Annotated in this window: 10 protein-coding genes; 9 read left to right on the forward strand and 1 reads right to left on the reverse strand. The window is 67.9% G+C overall.

The window, feature by feature from the left end; translation table 11 throughout:
• Positions 1-129 precede the first annotated feature (129 nt).
• The 7 genes from VGJ96_07095 to VGJ96_07125 all read left to right on the forward strand — a co-directional run bounded on the left by VGJ96_07095 (position 130) and on the right by VGJ96_07125 (position 13,085).
• Complete coding sequence (locus VGJ96_07095; protein HEY3286873.1) at positions 130-3,240, forward strand: TonB-dependent receptor; 3,111 nt, start codon at positions 130-132, stop codon at positions 3,238-3,240.
• A gap of 92 nt (positions 3,241-3,332) precedes the next feature.
• The gene (locus VGJ96_07100) at positions 3,333-7,574 is read left to right on the forward strand and encodes a hypothetical protein (GenBank protein ID HEY3286874.1); all 4,242 of its coding nucleotides are present in this window, start codon (positions 3,333-3,335) and stop codon (positions 7,572-7,574) included.
• A 15-nt stretch (positions 7,575-7,589) separates the two neighbouring features.
• Positions 7,590-8,699 carry a PorV/PorQ family protein gene (locus VGJ96_07105; GenBank protein HEY3286875.1) on the forward strand — a complete coding sequence of 370 codons (1,110 nt, stop codon included), beginning with the start codon at positions 7,590-7,592 and terminating at the stop codon, positions 8,697-8,699.
• 20 nt (positions 8,700-8,719) lie between these two features.
• Positions 8,720-9,424, forward strand: coding sequence for an outer membrane beta-barrel protein (locus tag VGJ96_07110; protein HEY3286876.1), 705 nt, complete (start codon positions 8,720-8,722; stop codon positions 9,422-9,424).
• Between the two features lies 1 nt (position 9,425).
• Positions 9,426-10,733, forward strand: a complete 1,308-nt coding sequence (locus tag VGJ96_07115; GenBank protein ID HEY3286877.1) for a hypothetical protein — start codon at positions 9,426-9,428, stop codon at positions 10,731-10,733.
• Between the two features lie 228 nt (positions 10,734-10,961).
• Entirely contained in the window at positions 10,962-11,915 is a 954-nt protein-coding gene (locus VGJ96_07120; GenBank protein HEY3286878.1) for an ROK family protein, read from the forward strand.
• Positions 11,916-11,927: 12 nt separating this feature from the next.
• Entirely contained in the window at positions 11,928-13,085 is a 1,158-nt protein-coding gene (locus VGJ96_07125; GenBank protein HEY3286879.1) for an MFS transporter, read from the forward strand.
• On the opposite strand, the gene VGJ96_07130 is transcribed toward VGJ96_07125, so the two are convergent.
• Complete coding sequence (locus VGJ96_07130; GenBank protein ID HEY3286880.1) at positions 13,082-13,843, reverse strand: sugar isomerase domain-containing protein; 762 nt, start codon at positions 13,841-13,843, stop codon at positions 13,082-13,084. The two genes, VGJ96_07125 and VGJ96_07130, sit on opposite strands and share 4 nt — an antisense overlap.
• Before the next feature lie 308 nt (positions 13,844-14,151).
• Here VGJ96_07130 and VGJ96_07135 point away from each other — a divergent pair, with 308 nt between their 5' ends.
• Together VGJ96_07135 and VGJ96_07140 are read left to right on the forward strand one after the other, a co-directional pair.
• A complete protein-coding gene (locus VGJ96_07135) occupies positions 14,152-17,256 on the forward strand; it encodes a SusC/RagA family TonB-linked outer membrane protein (GenBank protein HEY3286881.1) in 3,105 nt (1,034 codons plus the stop codon).
• A 15-nt stretch (positions 17,257-17,271) separates the two neighbouring features.
• The gene (locus tag VGJ96_07140) at positions 17,272-18,657 is read left to right on the forward strand and encodes a hypothetical protein (GenBank protein ID HEY3286882.1); all 1,386 of its coding nucleotides are present in this window, start codon (positions 17,272-17,274) and stop codon (positions 18,655-18,657) included.
• Positions 18,658-18,692: the final 35 nt, after the last annotated feature.

An 18,692-nucleotide genomic window follows, 5' to 3' on the forward strand; every position in this document is an offset into this window, starting at 1 on the left:
TCCGTTTCACGCGAGGTGTCTCGAAAGTGAACGTCTGGCGACGCATGCCGGGCGTTCTCGCTGTACGGAAGCGCTTTTCAGGTGCCGTGCTGTCTGGTTCTCACCGATTCGCAGTCCGGGAGGTTGTCCGTGCGTCCCACCCCACGCTTTCAGGCAGTCAGTCGCTGCCTGACAATCGCCCTTGCCTTCCTGCTCGCCGCGCGAGCGGAAGCGCAGACCGGCAAGATCACCGGCGTCGTCACCGACGCGGCGACAGGCCAGCCGATTGAAGGCGCCCAGGTCCTGTTGCAAGGCACCGGCTACGGCCAGGTGTCCGGGGCCAACGGGCGCTTCTTCATCCTCGGCGTCGCCCCCGGCGACTACACCGTCCAGGCGCGCCGCATCGGCTACGGCACGCAGCAGACGACGGTGTCGATCGCCATCGATGTGACGCGCGAGATCAACTTCAAGCTCTCCAGCGCCGCCAACACGCTGCAGGCGGTGCAGATCGTGGAGAACCAGGAGAACCTGGTGGAGTTGAAGCAGACGGGAACCACGCAGTCGATCTCGCAGGAGGAGCTGCAGACGCTGCCGGTGCGGAACATCAAGGACGCGCTGCAGCTGCAGGCCGGCTTCACCGAGGTGCCGCAGGTCTCCACCGACCTGACGGCCTTTACCGCGGCGCGCCGGCAGGGCATCACCGGCGTGCAGATCCGCGGCGGCCGCGCCGGCGAGACGATGACGCTCATCGACGACATCCCGGTCAACAACTTCCTCTTCGGCGGCCCCGCGCTCGACCTGACCAACAAGGCGGTGGCGGGCGTCTCGACGATCAAGGGCGGCATGGAGCCGCAGTACGGCAACGCGCTCTCCGGCGTGATCTCCACGGCGACGCGCGAGGGCGGCACGACCATCCAGGGCGCGCTCGACTACGAGACGTCGAAGGTCGGCAAGGCCGTTGGCGGCGTCTCCGACGGCCTCAAGGGCTACGACTTCATCGAAGGATTCCTCTCCGGTCCCGTGCCGGCGACCAGCAACAAGCTCCGCTTCTTGCTCGCCGGCCGCTCGACCGGCAGCGCGTCGCAGGTGCTGCAATACGACAACAAGGTCTTCCAGCCGTTCGAGAGCGACACGATCGCGCGCAACATCAACGCGGGGGACCTGCTCGCCGGCTGGCGGGCGCAGGGCTACACCTCGGAGCGCGACGCCTTCGCCAAGCTCACCTATCTCTTCGGCCCCACGACCAAGCTGAACTTCAGCGCGATGCACTTCGAGAACGCCCGCATGAACGTGGGGTTCGACTGGGGGCTGATGGGCTTCAGCCGCGCCAACCAGTGCATCGACACGTACCGCAATGCGTACAAGTCGATTGACGTCGTGGACGCCTGCAACACCTTCTACGACACCGACCGCCTCACGCCCACCGGCCGCCCGACGGGCGCCGCCCGCAACACGTATGTGGCGCCGGCGACCGTGAGCGAGGCGCGCGACCTGCTCACGGCGCGCTTCGAACAGACGGCCGGGCGCCTCAACTACAAGATCGTCGTCGGCCAGCTGAGCGGACGGCGCGAGACCTGCGCGACGTTCTTCTCCGGCGTCTGCATGGGCGAGCGCGTGGCCGACACCAACTTCGACGGCCGGTTCGCGGTGGCCGGCGTGACCTCGGTGGACATCACGCCCACCGAAGGGACGGATGAGATCGCCGGTCACGACAAGAACACCACGCGCCTCGCGCGCTTCGACGTGCAGTACCAGGCCACGGATCACCACAACCTCGCCATGGGCCTGTTCTACCAGGGCCACGACATCCTGTTCCGCGAGGTGCGCGACGTCGGCCTGAACAACATCCAACTGCAGCCGAGCGACTACAAGGCGAAGCCGTGGGACGCGGCGGCCTATCTCCAGGACCGCATCGAGTACGACTTCCTCACGGTGCGCGTCGGCGCCCGCTTCGACTACGGCCGCGCCGGCGGCACCTCGTTCAACAATCCGCTCGATCCCACCAACGGCACGACGCAGCTCACGGTCTGCACCGACCCGCAGCGCTTCGGGCTGCCGGCCACCTGGGCGACCGGCATCGACCCGGTCACCAAGCAGCCGGTGACCGGCATCGCCGCCTGCGGCCTGATCGCCAGCAAGGGCGACTCGGCGCGCGACATCGCGTTCAGGAACGACATGGGCCAGGCCGCGGTGCGCCGCGCCTTCAGCCCGCGCCTCGGTCTCTCCTTCCCCGTGACCGATCGCTCGAGCGCGTTCTTCAACTTCGGCGTCTACTACCAGAACCCGCTCTACAACAACGTCTACCAGGGGACCGGCATCGGCACGCCGACCGAGGGAACGGCCCAGGCGACGCAGTTCAACGCGCAGACCTACGTGGGCAACCCCCGCCTCCGCGCCGAGCAGTCCGTCTCGTACGAGATGGGCTACGTCTCGGAGTTCGGAAAGGGCAACAAGTATTCGCTACAGTTCGTCGCCTTCTCCAAGGACCAGTCCGGGCTCACCGGCATCCGCAACGGCGGCTACCTGAAGGGAACCATCGTCCGCGTCTTCGACCCGGGCGTCACGTACGGCACGAACTCGCCGAGCTACACGGTGCTCGTGAACCAGGACTTCCAGACGGTGCGCGGCTTCGAGCTCGAGTTCCGACGCCGCCTGAGCAACTTCTGGACCGGGCGCCTGAGCTACGCGTATTCGCAGGCGACCACCAACGCCTCGCCGCCGGACCTCGAGACGCAGCGCACCACGGAAGAGGGCGACATCGTCGCCCGCAAGGAGATCCGCAGCGACCTCGACCAGAATCACCAGCTCGGCGGGTCCCTCAGCTTCATCGTGGCCAACAAGACGCCGGGCATCTGGGGCGGCCGGTACCTGAAGAACTCGTCGGTGTCGTTCACGACGCGCCTGGCGAGCGGCTTCCCGTACACGCCCTCGCTCACCTTCACGGGCAACTCGGCCGATCGCCTCGAGCGCAACAGCGGCTCGGCGCCCTTGACCTTCACGATCAACATGCAGGCGCAGAAGGACTGGACCGTGGCCAACGTGCGCTACGGCGCGTTCCTCCGCATCAGCAACCTGCTCGATCGCAAGAACTGTTCGCAGGTCTTCGCCACCACGGGCAACTGCGATGGCGGCGCGTCGCCACAGGCACGGCTGCAGTCCGGAAACTTCACCGGCGAAGGCGAGTCCTCGACGTTCTTCGACCGTCCGCAATACCTCGCCGGTCGCCGGTCAATCAACGGCGGCCTCTCGATCAGCTTCTAATCCGACGTCGCCGGCGGAGCCCCCCGCCGGCCGCACCTGAATCAGGAGTGCCTCAGATGGATCGGTTTGGCAGACTCTCCGTTCGACGCCTGATGGCTGTGCTTGGCGCGGCGCTCGCGCTCAGCGCCGCCGCGTTGCCGGCCCAAGTGGCCGTCGAGTCGCATCCGGACGATGAGCTGGTGCCCTCGAAGACCAAGAAGGCGGCCGGCTTCTCGATGTTCGGCCTCGGCGACTTCGCGCTTACCGGAATGCGCTCGGCGGGCAACTCGTGGTGGAAGACCACCTCGAACGGCCCGTCGGACGACAACACCCTCTACAGCGCCGACCTGCCGGGACGCGTGCTCAGCCTCGGCGGCAACGGCGGCTTCTTCGAGCTTCAGCTCTGGATGGCCGCCTCGCGCGGTGACTGGGCGAAGTTCCGCGACATCGTCCCGTCACTCGAGAACGTGAAGGGCGGCGGCTGGAACCATCGCACCCAGCTCTCCCGCTGGACGTCGGACCGCCGCGAGCTCGCCTTCACGGGACGCGACGGATCGGTGGGCTCGCTGTTCAGCGGCGTGACCTCCGAGTCCGGGACGGGGAGCTGTCGTGACAACAGCGCCCGGCCCAACTCGTTCATTGCCGCCGGACTCCCGCTGCTCGCCGGCTCCGACTGCCCCGACACGTGGGCCGGAAGCACCTTCGCCGGCGAGCGTCCCGTCCCCGATTCGGCGTGGCTCAACACGTTCAAGGCCGACCCGAACGGCTTCTCGTGGGACGACTGGAAGATCCCGGACAGCCGGCGTGCGCAGGACAAGCTCTACGGCGCGTTCCAGACCTTCGGCTCCGCGGTGGACTTTGGCCGCGAGCAGCGCTCGTACTTCGGCTCGGTGATTCCGGGCGGGAGCGGCGCGCCGATCAAGGAGGGCTACCCGATGGGCATCGAGTGGCGCTTCGAGGCGTGGTCGTACGCGGTGCCGACGGTCGCCGACGCGATGTTCTGGAAGGCGAACGTGATCAACCGGAGCGCCGAGCTCTACGGCGTCGGGCTGAACTACGACTCGCTCTTCCTCGGCTTCATGACGCGTCCGTTTCCCAGTTCCACGCAGTCGCCGACGTTCTACCTCGACCTGAAGCGCCAGGCTTACATCGGGTCGATGATCAACCAGAACGCGACGAACTGCTACGGGGCGAACCACGGCGCGAACGTGACCGGCGGGTACACCGCCGGCGGCCTCCTGGTGTCGCGCCTCTGCCTGTCGAACGCCTCCACGGCGCGCGGGCCGTTTGGCTCCTACCAGGCGATGGTGGTCTTCAAGAGCCCCATCGGCGACCTGCGCAACAAGAAGTTCACCGACCCGTCGTCGCCGTTCTACAACCCGACGCACCCGAACCGCGGCGACACGCTGAACATCAACCAGGCGAACGCCTGCGGCTTCACCTGCATCACGTCCAACGGCATCGGCGTGAGCGCGCGCGCGACGTACGGCCTGCTCACGGGCAACGAGACGGATGTCTTTGCCGCCGTCCGCCCGCCGTCGGAATGGAGCGCGCAGGGCTACTTCGACATGTTCCACAACTACGACTTCCCGACGCGCTGGTCGCCGCAGACGGGGCGCGCCGGCGGATTCGCGCGCTACGTCCCGCCCGGCAATTGGGACTACAACCACGACGGCAAGCTCGACACGCTGAAGGTCTTCCACTGCACCGACCCGGTGGCCTCGCTCAACCTCAACGGGTGCGTGGTGCCCTTCTCCGACACCATGCTGGGCGGCTTCCCGGCGACGGTGCACAACAACTACTGGGCCGGCGTGGGCCCCATCAAGCTGAAGGCGGGCGACACCACCAGCTTCTGGGTGGCGTACCTGTCGACGACCGACTCCACGTCGCTGGAGAAGCTCATCGACAACTCGGTGGCGCTCTACCAGAACTTCTGGCTGAGTCCCGAGCCGCCGTGCCCGGTGAATGTCGTGTCGGCGGTGCCGACCGGCGGCAACCGGCAGTTCGACACCTTCCTGCGCCTGTACTTCGACCAGCAGCACAACGACTGCCAGGACAAGTTCCTGATCGAGCAGGCCAGGATATTGAAGGCCAGCCGGTCGCCCGGGGACGTCCGCCTGAAGGTCTTCAACCCGCGGATCGTGAACAGCATCCGCAAGATCGCGCTGCCGCGCGGCACGATCCTGCGCGACACCGTGGCCGTGGACACGATGCCGGGCACGCAGGCCACCTGCTCGACGTCAGCGACGTTCAATGCGGCGCTCTGCCGCGTCGTGGTGGACACCGCGCTGGGCGTCATTGATTCCCTGCTCGTCTACAAGTCCTGCACCGGCGGCGGTTCGTACACGTCGTCGAGCGGCGTGGCGTGCTATCCGACCGTGGCGCGCGACGCCGCGGGCGGCGCCACCCGCTATGCGTGGCAGCGCTATGCGACGCTGGCGCGCGGCGCGAACGGGATGTGGCCGTCCGTCTACAGCGACGGCAGCATCACCGGCGGACTCACCTATACGTATGTGTTCGTCGGCCAGTCATTCCCGGCCTCGTGGGACATCGTCGATCTCGACAAGGACGGCCGCGTCGTCCCGTCGAAGTACACGATCCGCCCGGCGACCTTCAACGCGCTCTCCGCCAACACGGCGAACCGCAACGTGGCGTCGGTCTACATCCCGGTCAGCCGGCAGGCGGGCTCGACGGTCTCGTCCATCACGCTGACGCCGATCGCCAACGACACCATCGCGTCGTACTCCATCGCGACGCGCATCGAGAAGACCGTGCGCGGCAAGGATCCGATCGTCGGACGCCTGGTGCTTTCGGATTCGGCGGAAGTCGAGGCGTTCTATCAGACCGCCTCGGCGACGGTGCCGACGAAGACCACCGTGCGCCTGTTCCAGTTGGGCGACTCCGGCACCGTCGGCGCGACCAAGCGCTACCCGGTGCGCACGGAGTCGTATACGGTGAACGGTGCCGTGGATGTCGCCGGCCGGCCGACCGTCACCGAGGTGGTGAGTGGGGCGAGCCGGACCGTCTTCTCGCGGTTCCGCACGCCGGCCACGCGACGGCTGCAGTTGACGTTCCTGCAGGGGGGCGTGCCGATGTACGTCTCCGACACGCTCTCCGCGTCGGATGACAACACGCCACCGAACACGCTGGTGAACCCGAACTACGTCGGCATGCTCTTCGCCATCGACACGTCGCGCCAGCGTTCGCTGCGCGGCACGTTCTGGCAGGCCGAGGGCATTCCGGTGCAGCTGTCCGGAACGTCGCCGACGCTCGGCTGGGTGCCCGGCACCGTGCGCGACACCACCGCATACACCCGCTACCAGATCACCTTCAGCGGGCGCGAGTTCGGGCCGGGGTATCCGTTCACCTTCGACCGGACGCGTCAGGACAAGCTGGCGTCGGATTACGCCGCGTCGCTCGCGGCGCGCACGAACGCCGGCAAGACCGACAACTCGGCCAACGCGGCCGCGGCGCTGAACCTGGCGCTCAACCGCACCAACATCACCACCGACTCGCTGGCCTCCATCGGCATCCCGTTCACGGTCAAGAACACCTTCCTCAACGCCGGCGTCTCGGTGGCGGTGCTGAAGAGTGCCCGGCCCACCACCGCCGTGCTCGGCACGAATGCCGACACGCTGCGCGTGCCGGTGCCGGCCGACCAGTGGATTCCCGGTGACCAGCTGTACTTCATTGAAACGTTCAAGGTGGTGCGCCTCGACACGGTCACCGCATCGCCGCTGGTGCGCCGTATCCGGCTGGCGAACGGCGTCCCCGACTCGGTGACCGTCTCCCGCGTCACCTGGGGCCCGACGCGCATCGCGTGCGGCACGCCGGTCACCTGCAACCCGCTCAGCGGCATCGGCGGGACGGGCTACACGGCGACCAACGCGAATCAGACGCTGAACGTGCTGTACTACCGCCCCATCCGCGGGATGCCGGCGTTCACGTACAGCATCACCCCGGACGTCGCGGGCGAGAACATCACGTCGGTGAAGGAGGGCGACCTGTCGCTCGTCCGCGTGGTGCCGAACCCGTACATCATGTTCTCGCATTACGAACAGACGGCGGGGCTGTCGCGCCTGATGTTCACGCACCTCCCCCCGACCGGCACGATCCGCATCTACACGGCGTCGGGGCAGCTCGTGCAGCAGCTGAAGTGGACCCCGTCGGACCTGCAGCGCAATTGCCGCGCGACGGTGAACACCACGCAGTGCAACGACGCGGGTGACCTGATGTGGAACATGCGCACGCGCGAGGACCTCGAAGTCGGACCTGGCTTCTACGTCTTCGTGGTGAGCACCGAGGTCGGCGGCAAGAAGGTCGACAAGCTCGGCAAGTTCGTGATCATCCGCTAACCGGGGCGACCACTCATGACATTCAACACCCATCGCCTTGCCTCCGCCGCGTGCGCCCTCCTCTGGGGGGCGTCGCTGGCGGCGCAGGGCACCATCATCGTCCCGGAAGCGACCGACCGCACATCACGCGTCGGCACGCGCGGGGCCAACTTCCTCGAGATCTCCATCGGGGCGCGCTCGACCGCGATGGCGTCGTCGGTCGTGTCCACGATCGACGGACCGGAGGCCATGTTCTGGAATCCGGCCGGCATCGTGACGAACGCCGACATCTCGGCGATCGTCAGCTACATGCAGCTGTACGGCAGCAGCAGCGGCATCACCAACACCGCGGCGGCGCTGACGATGCCGCTCGGCCAGGGCGCGCTGGGGCTCGCCTTCACGCAGTTCACCTCCGGCTCCATCGATCGCACGACGGAAGTCGCGCCCGATGGCGACGACCCGGCCTTCCCGGGACAGTTCTCGTACACGGGATCGGCGCTAGCGCTGCAGTACGCGCGCAACATCACCGATCGCCTGGCGGCCTCGGCGGGGCTCCGCCTCGTGCAGGAGGGCATCGACTTCGCCCAGAACCGGTACTTCGGGTTCGACCTGGCGACGCGCTTCCGCACCGGCCTCTACGGGCTGAGCGTGGCGGCGGCGATCACCAACATCGGGCCGAGCAACCGGTTCACGGGGAGCGGCATCGAGCGGCGCGTCTCGGCGCCGCGCGAGAACGGCTTCGCCACCGGCGGCTCCATCCCGGTGCAGTTCAACACGCGGCAGGTGCAGCTCCCCACCGGCTTCCGGGTCGGACTGGAGTCGCACCTCATCGGCGACGCGGAGGCGCTGTTCGGCGCGAACAAGAAACACTCCCTCGTGGGCGAGCTCGACTTCTTCGACGCCATCGACACGGACGTGCAGCCGTCCCTCGGCTTCGAGTACGGCTACAAGGCGAACTACTTCCTGCGCGTCGGCAAGCGCTGGTTCAACGAGCAGCACGCGCCGTGGAAGTTCGCCGACGGCCTCTCGTTCGGCGGCGGCGTGAACATCCCGGTGCTCGGCCGCAAGCTCACGCTTGACTACGCCTACACCACGATGGGGGAACTGCAGAACAATCAGGTTCTCAGCTTCCACATCGGCAAATAACCCTCGGGAGACCATCAAACATGCGCAGACTCATCGCGCTCGTCGGTGCCGGGCTCCTGGGCGCGTCGTCGCTGGGAGCACAGACCCAGCCGAAGATGTTCGACCTGGGCGTGCAGTTTGGCCAGCAGACGTTCGACAAGTCGACGGCGCTCAAGGCGACGCCCTTCGTGGGGCTCGACGCCACCTACGAGCTCCCGTGGAATCCGCTCAAGCTCGCCATCAAGGGATCGACGCTCGGCGTCGGCCTGCTGGTGGACGTGTCGCGGCCGGTGACCGACGGCTCGCAGTTCCCCGTGGTCGCCTTCGACTTCGGCGACACGACGTTCCTGTACGAAGTGGCACAGCGCATCACGCTCGTCCAGGCCGGGTTGCAGGCCGTGGCGGGCATCCCGGTGGCCCGGGGGCGCGTGTATGGCTTCGCGGGATCCGGCATCTACGCGATGTTCATGGATCCGCGCGCGGAGCGTCACAACCACAAGGTCTCGAATCCGATGGCCACCTTCGGCGGCGGCGTCAACTATCCGCTGACGTCCACGATCGGGTTGAGCGCCCAGGCGCGCGCCGTGACGTACACGAACTTCAACCGCCGCGAGCTCGACGCGACCATCGGCTACATCCAGGACCGGCGCATCCGCGACGCCCTGCCGGCGCCGCACCCCGCGTCCAAGACCCCGACGAACATGCAGTACTCGCTCGTCTTCAAGTACATCCCCGGAGGGAAGTGAGATGCGCACCTCTCATCGAGCCCTCGCCATCGCCATCGGGGCCGCGTTTGTGCTGGCGGCCTGCCAGACCGATCCCATCTCCGGCCCGTCGCGCGTCGTGGGCGAGCCGCTGCTCGACATGGTGTTCGGACCGGCCGGCAATGCCGCCTTCCCCATCGTGTCGGGCGCGCGCATCACGTCGGCGAGCGCGCGCGACACCATCGAGTTCAACGTGTCGAACCTCCCGCCCACGGGCGCCGGCGTCACCTATCAGGTCACGCTGGTCGACACCGCGTCGGGGCTCATGGCGGCGCCCGCGGCGCGCATCATTCGCACCATGCGCAGCCGCCGTCCGGTGAACCGTGACTCGTCGGTCGCCATCGTCAGGGCCGACACGGCCGCGGCCGCGCAGTTCTCCATCAGTGACACCGCGACGACGGTGAGCATCCGCATTGCCAGCGCCAGCATCCCCAACTTCACGCACGTGATGCTGCGAGCGTCGGGCGAAGGGTCGGTGCCGACGACGATGCCCGCCGCGCGCACCGGCTTCCTCGCGTTCCGCTTCAAGAGCGGCGCCGCGTACGCCGTGCAGGGCAGCACGTTCGGATCGTTTGCCAAGGCCTCCGCCGACCGGCTCCCCTTCGTGGTGTCGGCGTACGTGGTCAACGCGAGTTTCTGGGGTGACCAGATCCGCCTGAGTTTCCGCAACCTGATCCGTCCGCCCGCGGGCTTCCGATACGCCGCCTGGCTGGTGGATGAGCGCACCGGAACCGCCACGCGCGTGGGCGGCATCCTGTCGCCGGTGCCGGAGAACGCGCCGCTCGACGACGCGGACCTCGGCACGGGCCAGTGGTACAACAGCGTCGGCGTGCTCGAGGCGCAGGTGCGCGGCGACATGAAGGCGCTCAACGTGCAGCCGCAGGATTACTCGTTCCTCGCACTCGTGCTCGAGCCCTACGGCGGCACTGCCGTTCCGACGCGCCCCGGGGTGGCGTACGTGCTGTCGGCGACCATTCCGAACTCCGTCGCCAGTCGCTCCGCCACCCCCGGCAAGATCTTCGGAACCGTCACGAGCAGTTCGGGCAAGAGCCCGTTGAACACCACGGTCTACCTGCAGGGCATCAACATGACGGTGCCAGGACAGATTGGCTCGGCGTCCGCCACCGGCACGTGGCAGTTCCGCGCCGTGCCGACGGGCACGTACAAGGTGTACGCGATCCCGCTCGGAGATGCCGTCATCCGCGACTCGACGACGGTGACGGTCGGCTCGAAGAAGGTGAACAACGTGCTGACCGGCGATTCCGTGTTCGTGACGCTTCGCATTCCGTAGCGCGCGCCGAGTTGAGACAGACGGCCGCCGGACTTTATCCGGCGGCCGTTTGTTTTTGTGCAGCTCGCTTTGCGAACATCGCGTCAGTGTGCGCGTTGGTCATCCGCCATCCGCCATCCGCGCTCCGCCATCCGCGTCCGCCGCTCCCGTGACAGCCCGGCCCAGTCGTCGTAAGTTTTCCGCGCGCCCCCGGCTCGTGCGCACCGCAGGACACGCGAGGACACAGACATGGCAGTAATCGGGCTTGATCTTGGCGGCACGAAGCTCGCCGGGGCAGTCTTCGATGCAAGCGGCGCCGTCATCGCCGAGGACAATAGCCTCATCGAGCGGCGCGGCGGCGGCGAGGTGGGGACGCTCGTGATCGCCGCCCTGCAGCGCCTGATGGCCAAGGCGCCGGACGTGGCCGCCATCGGACTTTCCGTTCCCGGCATCGCGCATTCAAAGTCGGGGCGCGTCTGGGCGCCCAACATCGCGGGATGGGACGACTATCCCCTGCGCGACGAGATTCGCGCCTCGCTGTCGTACGAGGACCTGCCGGTGGTGATCGAGGCCGACCGCTCCTGCTGCATCATGGGCGAGGTTTGGCACGGCGCGGCGCGCGGCTGCCGCAATGCCGTCTTCCTGACGGTGGGCACGGGGATTGGCGCCGGCATTCTCGTGGACGGACGGATCCTGCACGGCGCCCACGACATTGCGGGCGCCATCGGCTGGCTCGCGCTCGAGCGGCCGTGGGACGAGAAGTATCGCAGTTGCGGCGCCTTCGAGCATTACGCCTCGGGCGACGGCATTGCCCGGTACGCGCACGAGCTGATGGCGGAGCGTCCCGGATACCAGGGCGCGCTGCGCGCCGTTCCCGCGGGGACGCTCCGCGCGCCCGATGTCTTCCGGCTCTACGACACCGGCGACGAAGTGGCGATGGCCGTGCTGCATCGCGCCGTGGAGCTCTGGGGGATGGCCGCGGCCAATCTCGTGAGCCTGTTCAATCCGGAGCGGATCATTTTCGGGGGCGGCGTCTTCGGTCCGGCGGCGCGGTTCCTGCCCGACATCGCGCGTGAGGCGCGGCGCTGGGCGCAGCCCATCAGCATCACGCAGGTGGAGCTGGCCGCGTCGGCGCTGGGCGGCACCGCCGCGCTGCACGGCGCGGCGCATTTCGCGCAGCGCACCGTCTCGTCCCTCGCCTAGCGAGTCTCCGCCGTGTACCGCAAGCCGCTGGTCTTCGCTGCCGCCTGCATCGGGATGCTGATGTTCGGCATCTCGCTGCTGGCGATGGGTTCGCTGCTCCCGGGCATCACCGCCCGCTTTGCCCTCGACGGCACGGCGAGCGGCGCGCTCGTCAGCATCCTGCCGTTCGGCCTGCTCGCCGGTTCGCTCGTCTTCGGCCCGGTGGTGGATCGCTTCGGCTATCGCGGACTGCTGGTGGCCAGCGCCGCGCTGGTGGTCGCGGGGCTGGAAGCGCTGGCGTTCGCGCCATCGGTCGGCGTCCTGCGGATCGCCATCCTCGCCATCGGGTTCGGCGGCGGCATCCTGAACGGCGGCACCAATGCGCTGGTCGCCGACATCTCCGCCGGTGAGCGCGGCGCCAGGCTGAGCCTGCTCGGCGTCTTCTTCGGACTCGGCGCGCTGGGCATGCCCGCCCTGCTGGCAACGCTCCGCGCCGTGGACCACACGACGGTGCTCAGCGGACTCGGCGCGCTGCTGCTGCTGCCAGTCCTCTTCATCGGCGCCACCGCGTATCCGGTGCCCAAGCAGGCGCAGGGATTCCCCGTCGCCGCCGGGGCTGGCCTGCTGCGTGACGGGGCGCTGCTGACGATCGCGCTCACGCTCGCACTCCAGAGCGGCGTGGAAGGCGTGGTGAACAATTGGTCCACGACGTACCTGCAGGGGGCCCGCGGCGTGGCGCCGGCGGACGCGCTGCTGGCCCTGTCGGCCTACGTCGCGGGCATGACGGTCGCCCGACTGGTGCTCGCCGCGGTGCTGCAGCGACTGCCGGGCGGCCGCGTCCTGCTCGCCGGGCTGGTGCTGTCCGTCGCCGGCATCGGCGCCGTGCACTGGGCGCCGAGCGCGACAGTGACCGCCGTCGGCATGGCGTGCATCGGCGCCGGCCTGTCGGTCGGGTTCCCGTTGCTGATGAGCTACGTCGCCGACCTCTTCCCGACGATTTCCGGGACCGCGTTCAGCGTGGTGCTGGTGATCGCGCTGCCCGGCAACATGCTGCTGAACTACGGCATGGGCGTGCTGTCGGACGCGGCGGGCGTGGGCGCGCTGCCGGCCTATCTGACGGTCTGCCTGGTCCTCGAGCTGCTGCTCGCCCTCGTCGCGCTGCGCGCCTACCGGGCGCGGCGCGCCGCCTAGACGAGCGCGACGCGCCGCTTGTACTCGGCGAGCGCCGCATCGAGGCGCTCACGCGCCGTCGTGTCGCCGGGCACATTGTGCGACGGGTGGATGTGCAGTGTCACGCCGCGATCGGCGAGGATCTCCGCCACCGTGGCGATGGTCATCCACACCGTGGTGACGAAGGCCATCGTGGAGAGCGGCCCGATCCGGTCGAAATGGTTCTTGAGCGGGACCGAGGCGTCCACCGCCGGGACGCACGTGTCGATGACGACGTCGGCGAGGTCGAAGATGGTCTTGCCGCACGAGTGCCGGGTCACCTTCCCCTTCGCCTCGGCGGCCGACCCGCAGACGACGACGGTCATCCCCTGTTTCCTGGCCTCGAGCGCGACGTCGATGTTCACGGCGTTGATCCCCGTGTGGGAGAAGATCCACATCGTGTCCCTCGGATCGAACGCGTACCCCTTCATGATCGCGACGCCATAGCCTTCGGCGCGCTCGAGAAAGAGGAACTGCTGGATTCCCATCTGGCCCGTGATGCCGGTGAAGAAGGTCATCGGCAGCTCGACGATGGGGTGGAATCCGACGAAGCCGCCGATGCGCGGATACATCTCCTCCACCGGAATCGTGGCGTGCCCGCACCCGAACGTGTGCACCCAGCGCCCCGCCGCGATGGACTCGGCCATGACGGTCGCGGCCTGGCGGATGTTCTCCTGCTGGGTCTGTTCGATGGCGCGCATCACCGCGCGCGCGTTGTCGAGCCATTGAAGGGCGAGCATTCGTGATCTCCAACGCCGGAACGCGGCACGGCGCGAAGGCGTGGTGGTTTGGTGTAAGGTGGCGGCCTAGGGGATCGCCGCCGCGTGGCGAGTCACGCTCGAATTCTAGGCGCGGGAGGCGCGGGGGCCAGAGGAATGGGCGATCGGAGCTGTGACATTCTTGAGCACCGGCGAGTAATAGCGACTCAAATGAGAACGATTATCGCCTCAACTTGCGGTGTAAGCCAAAGCGAGACATGATTTTGCGCACGAATCCCCTCGCGGCGCTCCCCCCGGCGCCGCCTCGTACCCTTACAGGTGCCACCTTCATGAGTTATCGCAAACTGCTCTACTGCCTCGCGACCATTGGATGGGCGGTGGCTACGCCCAGCACGATGCTCGCGCAAGCCACTCAGGGGACCATCACCGGGCGCGTGACGGAGGTGGGGACCAATTTGCCGGTCCCGTCCGCTCAGGTGATGGTCATCGGCTCACCAGCCGCCGCCCTCACCAATGCCGACGGCGGGTTCACCATTCGCGGCGTGCTCGCCGGCAACGTCACGGTCCGCACGCTGCGCATCGGATACGCCGAGTCGCGGCAGCAGGTGACCGTGCGTGCCGGGCAGAGCGTCACGGCGAACTTCGTGATGAACCCGGTGCCGGCATCGCTGAGCGCGGTCGTGACGACCGCCATCGGTGAACAGCGGCGCATCGAGGTGGGCAACGCCATCGCGCAGGTCAGCGCGGCGGACATCAGCAAGACGCAAGCCATCGCGAACGTCGGCGACCTGCTCACCAACCGCGCCGCGGGCGTGGCGGTGTTCGGCGCGACGCAGCCGGGCGCGGGCATCCGCGTCCGCATTCGCGGCACCAGCTCGCTGTCGCTCTCCAACAACCCGATCTACTTCATCGACGGCATCCGCGTCGAGGGAACGACGGGGTCGTCGACGGTGAGCGTCGGCGGCACGCTGCCGAGCCGCATTGGCGACCTCAATCCGTCGGAGATCGAGAACATCGAGATCGTCCGCGGGCCGTCGGCGGCGACGCTGTACGGCACCGACGCGGCGAACGGCGTGATCGTGATCACGACCAAGAAGGGCGTCGCCGGCAAGCCGCAGTGGAGCTACTTCACCGAGCAGACGATGGCGTCGGACCGCAACGACTATCCCACGGCCTACACCGGCTGGAAGACGGGAACGACGACGTCCACGCGGTCCACGACCTCCAACCTCAACGCCGTCTTCTGCAACCTGACCGGCGTGGCGACGGGCGCGTGCGTGCAGGACAGCCTGACGTCGTACGACATGACGAGCGACAAGCAGTCCACGCCGTTCGGGGTGGGCTACCGCTACCAGCACGGATTGCAGGTGCGCGGCGGCTCGGACGCGGTGCGCTACTTCCTGCTGGCGCAGATCGAGAATGAGGATGGCGTGACGAAGGTGCCGGATTTCGACAACGCGTACATCGACGCGCACCAGCGCTCGCTGACGGCGCGCCAGCGCAACCCGGGCGGCGTGGCGAAGGTCTCGACCCGCGCGAACCTCAACATCGCGCTCTCGCCGCAGGCCGACCTCGCCTTCAGCTCGGGCTACACGTCGGAAGAGATCAAGCTGCCGCGCAGTGACGACAGCGGCACGCCGGGCATCGCGGCCAATATCTACGGCGGCCCGGGCTACAAGTTCAACACCAACGCCGCCGGCGACACGCTGTACGGCTGGCGCGAGTTCACGCCGCGTGACATCTACCAGGCCGAGACGACCCAGGGGATCGAGCGGTTCATCACCTCGATGTCCGCCAACTGGCGGCCGCTCGCCTGGGTGGCGATGCGCGCCAACGCCGGCGTCGACTACATCAACCGCACCGACACGCAGCTCTGCCGCTTCGCGCAGTGCCCGAGCATCACCGACAAGCAGGGCTTCAAGATCGACAACCGCACCAACTTCTTCACCTACACCGTGGACGGCAGCGCCACCGCGACGCGGACGCTGTCCAAGACGGTCGAGTCGAAGACGACGGCCGGCGTGCAGTTCTACCGCAGCACGTTCGACCGCAACGGCGCCACGGGCCTCACGCTGCCCCCGGGCGCGGTGCAGGTCACCGCGGCGGCCACGGCACAGGCCGACGAGAGCACGTCCGAGAGCCGCACGCTCGGCGCGTATGTCGAGGAAGGGATCGCCTGGCGCGACCGGGTCTTCGTGACCGGCGCCGTGCGCTCCGACCGCAACAGCGCCTTCGGCGCCGACTTCAAGACGGTGTTCTACCCCAAGCTGTCGCTGTCGTGGGTGCTGTCCGACGAAGGCTTCTTCCCGAAGTATGGCTGGATCAACCAGATCCGCCTGCGCACGGCCACCGGCGCCGCCGGCGTGCAGCCCGGCACCACCGATGCCGTGCCGTACTATTCGGCGAGCACCTTCCGCGGCGAAAGCGGCGACGTGCCGGCCGTCGTGTACACCACGCTGGGCAATCGCAACCTGAAGCCCGAGCGGTCGCAGGAATACGAACTCGGCTTTGACGGCACCTTCTGGGACAGCCGCGTGGTGACCGAGTTCACGTACTACAGCAAGCTGTCCACCGACGCGCTGGTGAGCCGCGTGCTACCGCCGTCGCTGGGCACCGGCGCCACCGCCCGCCTCGAGAACGTCGGCAAGGTCAAGAATGCCGGCCTCGAGGCGCTCGTGCGCCTCGAGGTCCTCAAGCGTGATGCGCTGGGCTGGGACATCACGATGAACGGCTCGATGAACGCGAACAAGCTGGTCAGCCTGAACGGCCTGCCCAACATCGTCCTCTCGTCCACGCTGCAGGACCGCGAAGGATATCCGCTGAATGGCTGGTGGTCCAAGAAGCTGCTCGGGTACAAGGACAAGAACGGGAACGGCATCATCGAGTACAACGCCGATGCCAACCTGAGCGAGATCTCGTTCAGCGACACCAACCAGTTCCTCGGCAACCCGCTGCCCAAGTACGACGTCGTGATGACGCAAGCGGTCGAGTTCTGGAAGCGCCGCCTGCGCCTCTCGGCCCAGCTCGACTACAAGGGCGGGTTCAAGATCTACAACAACACCGAGCGCATCCGCTGCGCCAGCCGCAACAACTGCCGCGCCCTGTTCGACAAGACCGCTCCGCTCGACCAGCAGGCGCGGACGATCCTGGTGCGCGAGACTCCCGCCCGGTCGGTGGCGGGCTTCATCGAGCCGGGCGACTTCATCCGCTTCCGCGAGCTGTCGCTCAACGCCAACCTGCCCGAGACGTGGGCCCGCTATGCCCGCGCCAAGACCGTGCAGGCGACGTTCGCCGTGCGAAACCTCGGCGTGCTCTGGACCAAGTACGGCGGCGTCGACCCGGAGGCCTTCGGCACCACCGGCGACGCGCCGTCGTCATTCCAGGCCTTCGGCCCGCCGACGTATGTCACGTTCCGCTTCACTTTCGGCTTCTAACGGAGAGCGCCCAGAATGAAAGTGTCATCCATGCTCAGCGCGCTCCGGTCACGCTTGCCGCGTCCCGCGGCGCGGACCTTTGCGCCCTTCATCGCCGCGCTCGTGCTGGCGGCCTGCAATCCCACCGATGTGCTCGAAGTCACGGACCCCGACATCATCAACCCGGGTGATGTGACCTCCGCCGCCGGCGCGGACGCCGTGCGCCTCGGCGCGCTGGCGCGCTTCAATACCTCCACCAGCGGTGACGAAAGCCTGCTGCAGCTCGGCGGCCTCCTCACCGACGAGTGGAACAACGGCGACTCGTTCATCGCTCGGCAGGAGATCGACCAGCGCGTGATCACGCGCGAGAACTCGTTCCTCCTTTCGGCGGTGCGCAATCTCTCGCGCGCCCGTCTCTCGGCCGAGCAGGCCATCCTGCTGCTTCGCAAGTACAACCCGACGGCGGCGCCGTGGCAGGTGGCCGAGATGTATTTCGTGCAGGCGTACCTCGAGAACCTGGCCGCCGATCACATGTGCAGCGGCATCGTGTTCAGCACGGTCGTGGACGGCGCCGAGATCTACGGCGGGCCGATGACGACCGTGGCCGTGTATGCGCGGGCGCTCGCCCACGCCGACTCGGGCCTCGCCCTGATCACCGGGACGACCAGCAACGACGTCCGCGTGCAGTCGGCGCTGGCGATCGTGAAGGGGCGCATCCTGCTCAACCAGAACAAGTACGCCTTGGCGGCAACCGCCGTCGCCGGCGTGGCGACGACGTACCAGTACCTCGAATACCACGCGCAGACCGCCACGAGCAACACGTACTGGACGCTGGGCAACATCGCCGGCCGGTACAGCGTGTCCACGGGCGAAGGCATCAACGGACTTGACTTCGCCACTGCGAACGACCCGCGCGTGCCCACGTGCCAGGGCAATGACGCCGTGTGCAAGCTCATCGGCGCCACCCGCGCCAACCGCGACGACCTTAGCAAGCCGTTCTGGGTGCAGCGCATCTGGCCGGCGCGCGAGTCGTCCGTGGGGATCCTGCAGGGCAAGGAAGCCCGGCTGATCGAGGCCGAGGCCCAGCTGGCGGCTGGCAACACGACAGGCTCGCTCGCCACGCTCAACGCGCTCCGCGCCACGGTGCCCGGCCTCGCGCCGCTCACCGATGCCGGCACGACGAACGCGCGCGTGGACCAGCTGTTCCGGGAGCGCGGCTTCACGCTCTTCGGGCTTGGCACCCGCACGGGCGACATGCGTCGCCTGATCAGGCAGTACGGCCGCGCCGCCACCTCGGTCTTCCCGACCGGTGCGTGGCACAAGGGCGGCAACTATGGGTCGGACGTGAACTTCCCGATCCCGTTCGCCGAAACCAACAACCCGACGCCGGGCGCCGGCGTTTGCATCGATCGGAATCCGTAGTTCGCAGGTGCACGGATGGTAACGGAGACGGGGGG

This window comes from Gemmatimonadaceae bacterium (genome assembly GCA_036504815.1).
Lineage (GTDB): Bacteria > Gemmatimonadota > Gemmatimonadetes > Gemmatimonadales > Gemmatimonadaceae > PNKL01.

What these genes read in the sequence shown, in the direction of transcription:
- VGJ96_07130 (HEY3286880.1), bottom strand. Translation starts at nt 13,843, where the DNA reads ATGCTCGCCCTTCAATGGCTCGACAACGCGCGCGCGGTGATGCGCGCC.
- VGJ96_07100 (HEY3286874.1), top strand. Translation starts at nt 3,333, where the DNA reads ATGGCTGTGCTTGGCGCGGCGCTCGCGCTCAGCGCCGCCGCGTTGCCG.
- VGJ96_07115 (HEY3286877.1), top strand. Translation starts at nt 9,426, where the DNA reads ATGCGCACCTCTCATCGAGCCCTCGCCATCGCCATCGGGGCCGCGTTT.
- VGJ96_07120 (HEY3286878.1), top strand. Translation starts at nt 10,962, where the DNA reads ATGGCAGTAATCGGGCTTGATCTTGGCGGCACGAAGCTCGCCGGGGCA.
- VGJ96_07110 (HEY3286876.1), top strand. Translation starts at nt 8,720, where the DNA reads ATGCGCAGACTCATCGCGCTCGTCGGTGCCGGGCTCCTGGGCGCGTCG.
- VGJ96_07140 (HEY3286882.1), top strand. Translation starts at nt 17,272, where the DNA reads ATGAAAGTGTCATCCATGCTCAGCGCGCTCCGGTCACGCTTGCCGCGT.
- VGJ96_07105 (HEY3286875.1), top strand. Translation starts at nt 7,590, where the DNA reads ATGACATTCAACACCCATCGCCTTGCCTCCGCCGCGTGCGCCCTCCTC.
- VGJ96_07135 (HEY3286881.1), top strand. Translation starts at nt 14,152, where the DNA reads ATGAGTTATCGCAAACTGCTCTACTGCCTCGCGACCATTGGATGGGCG.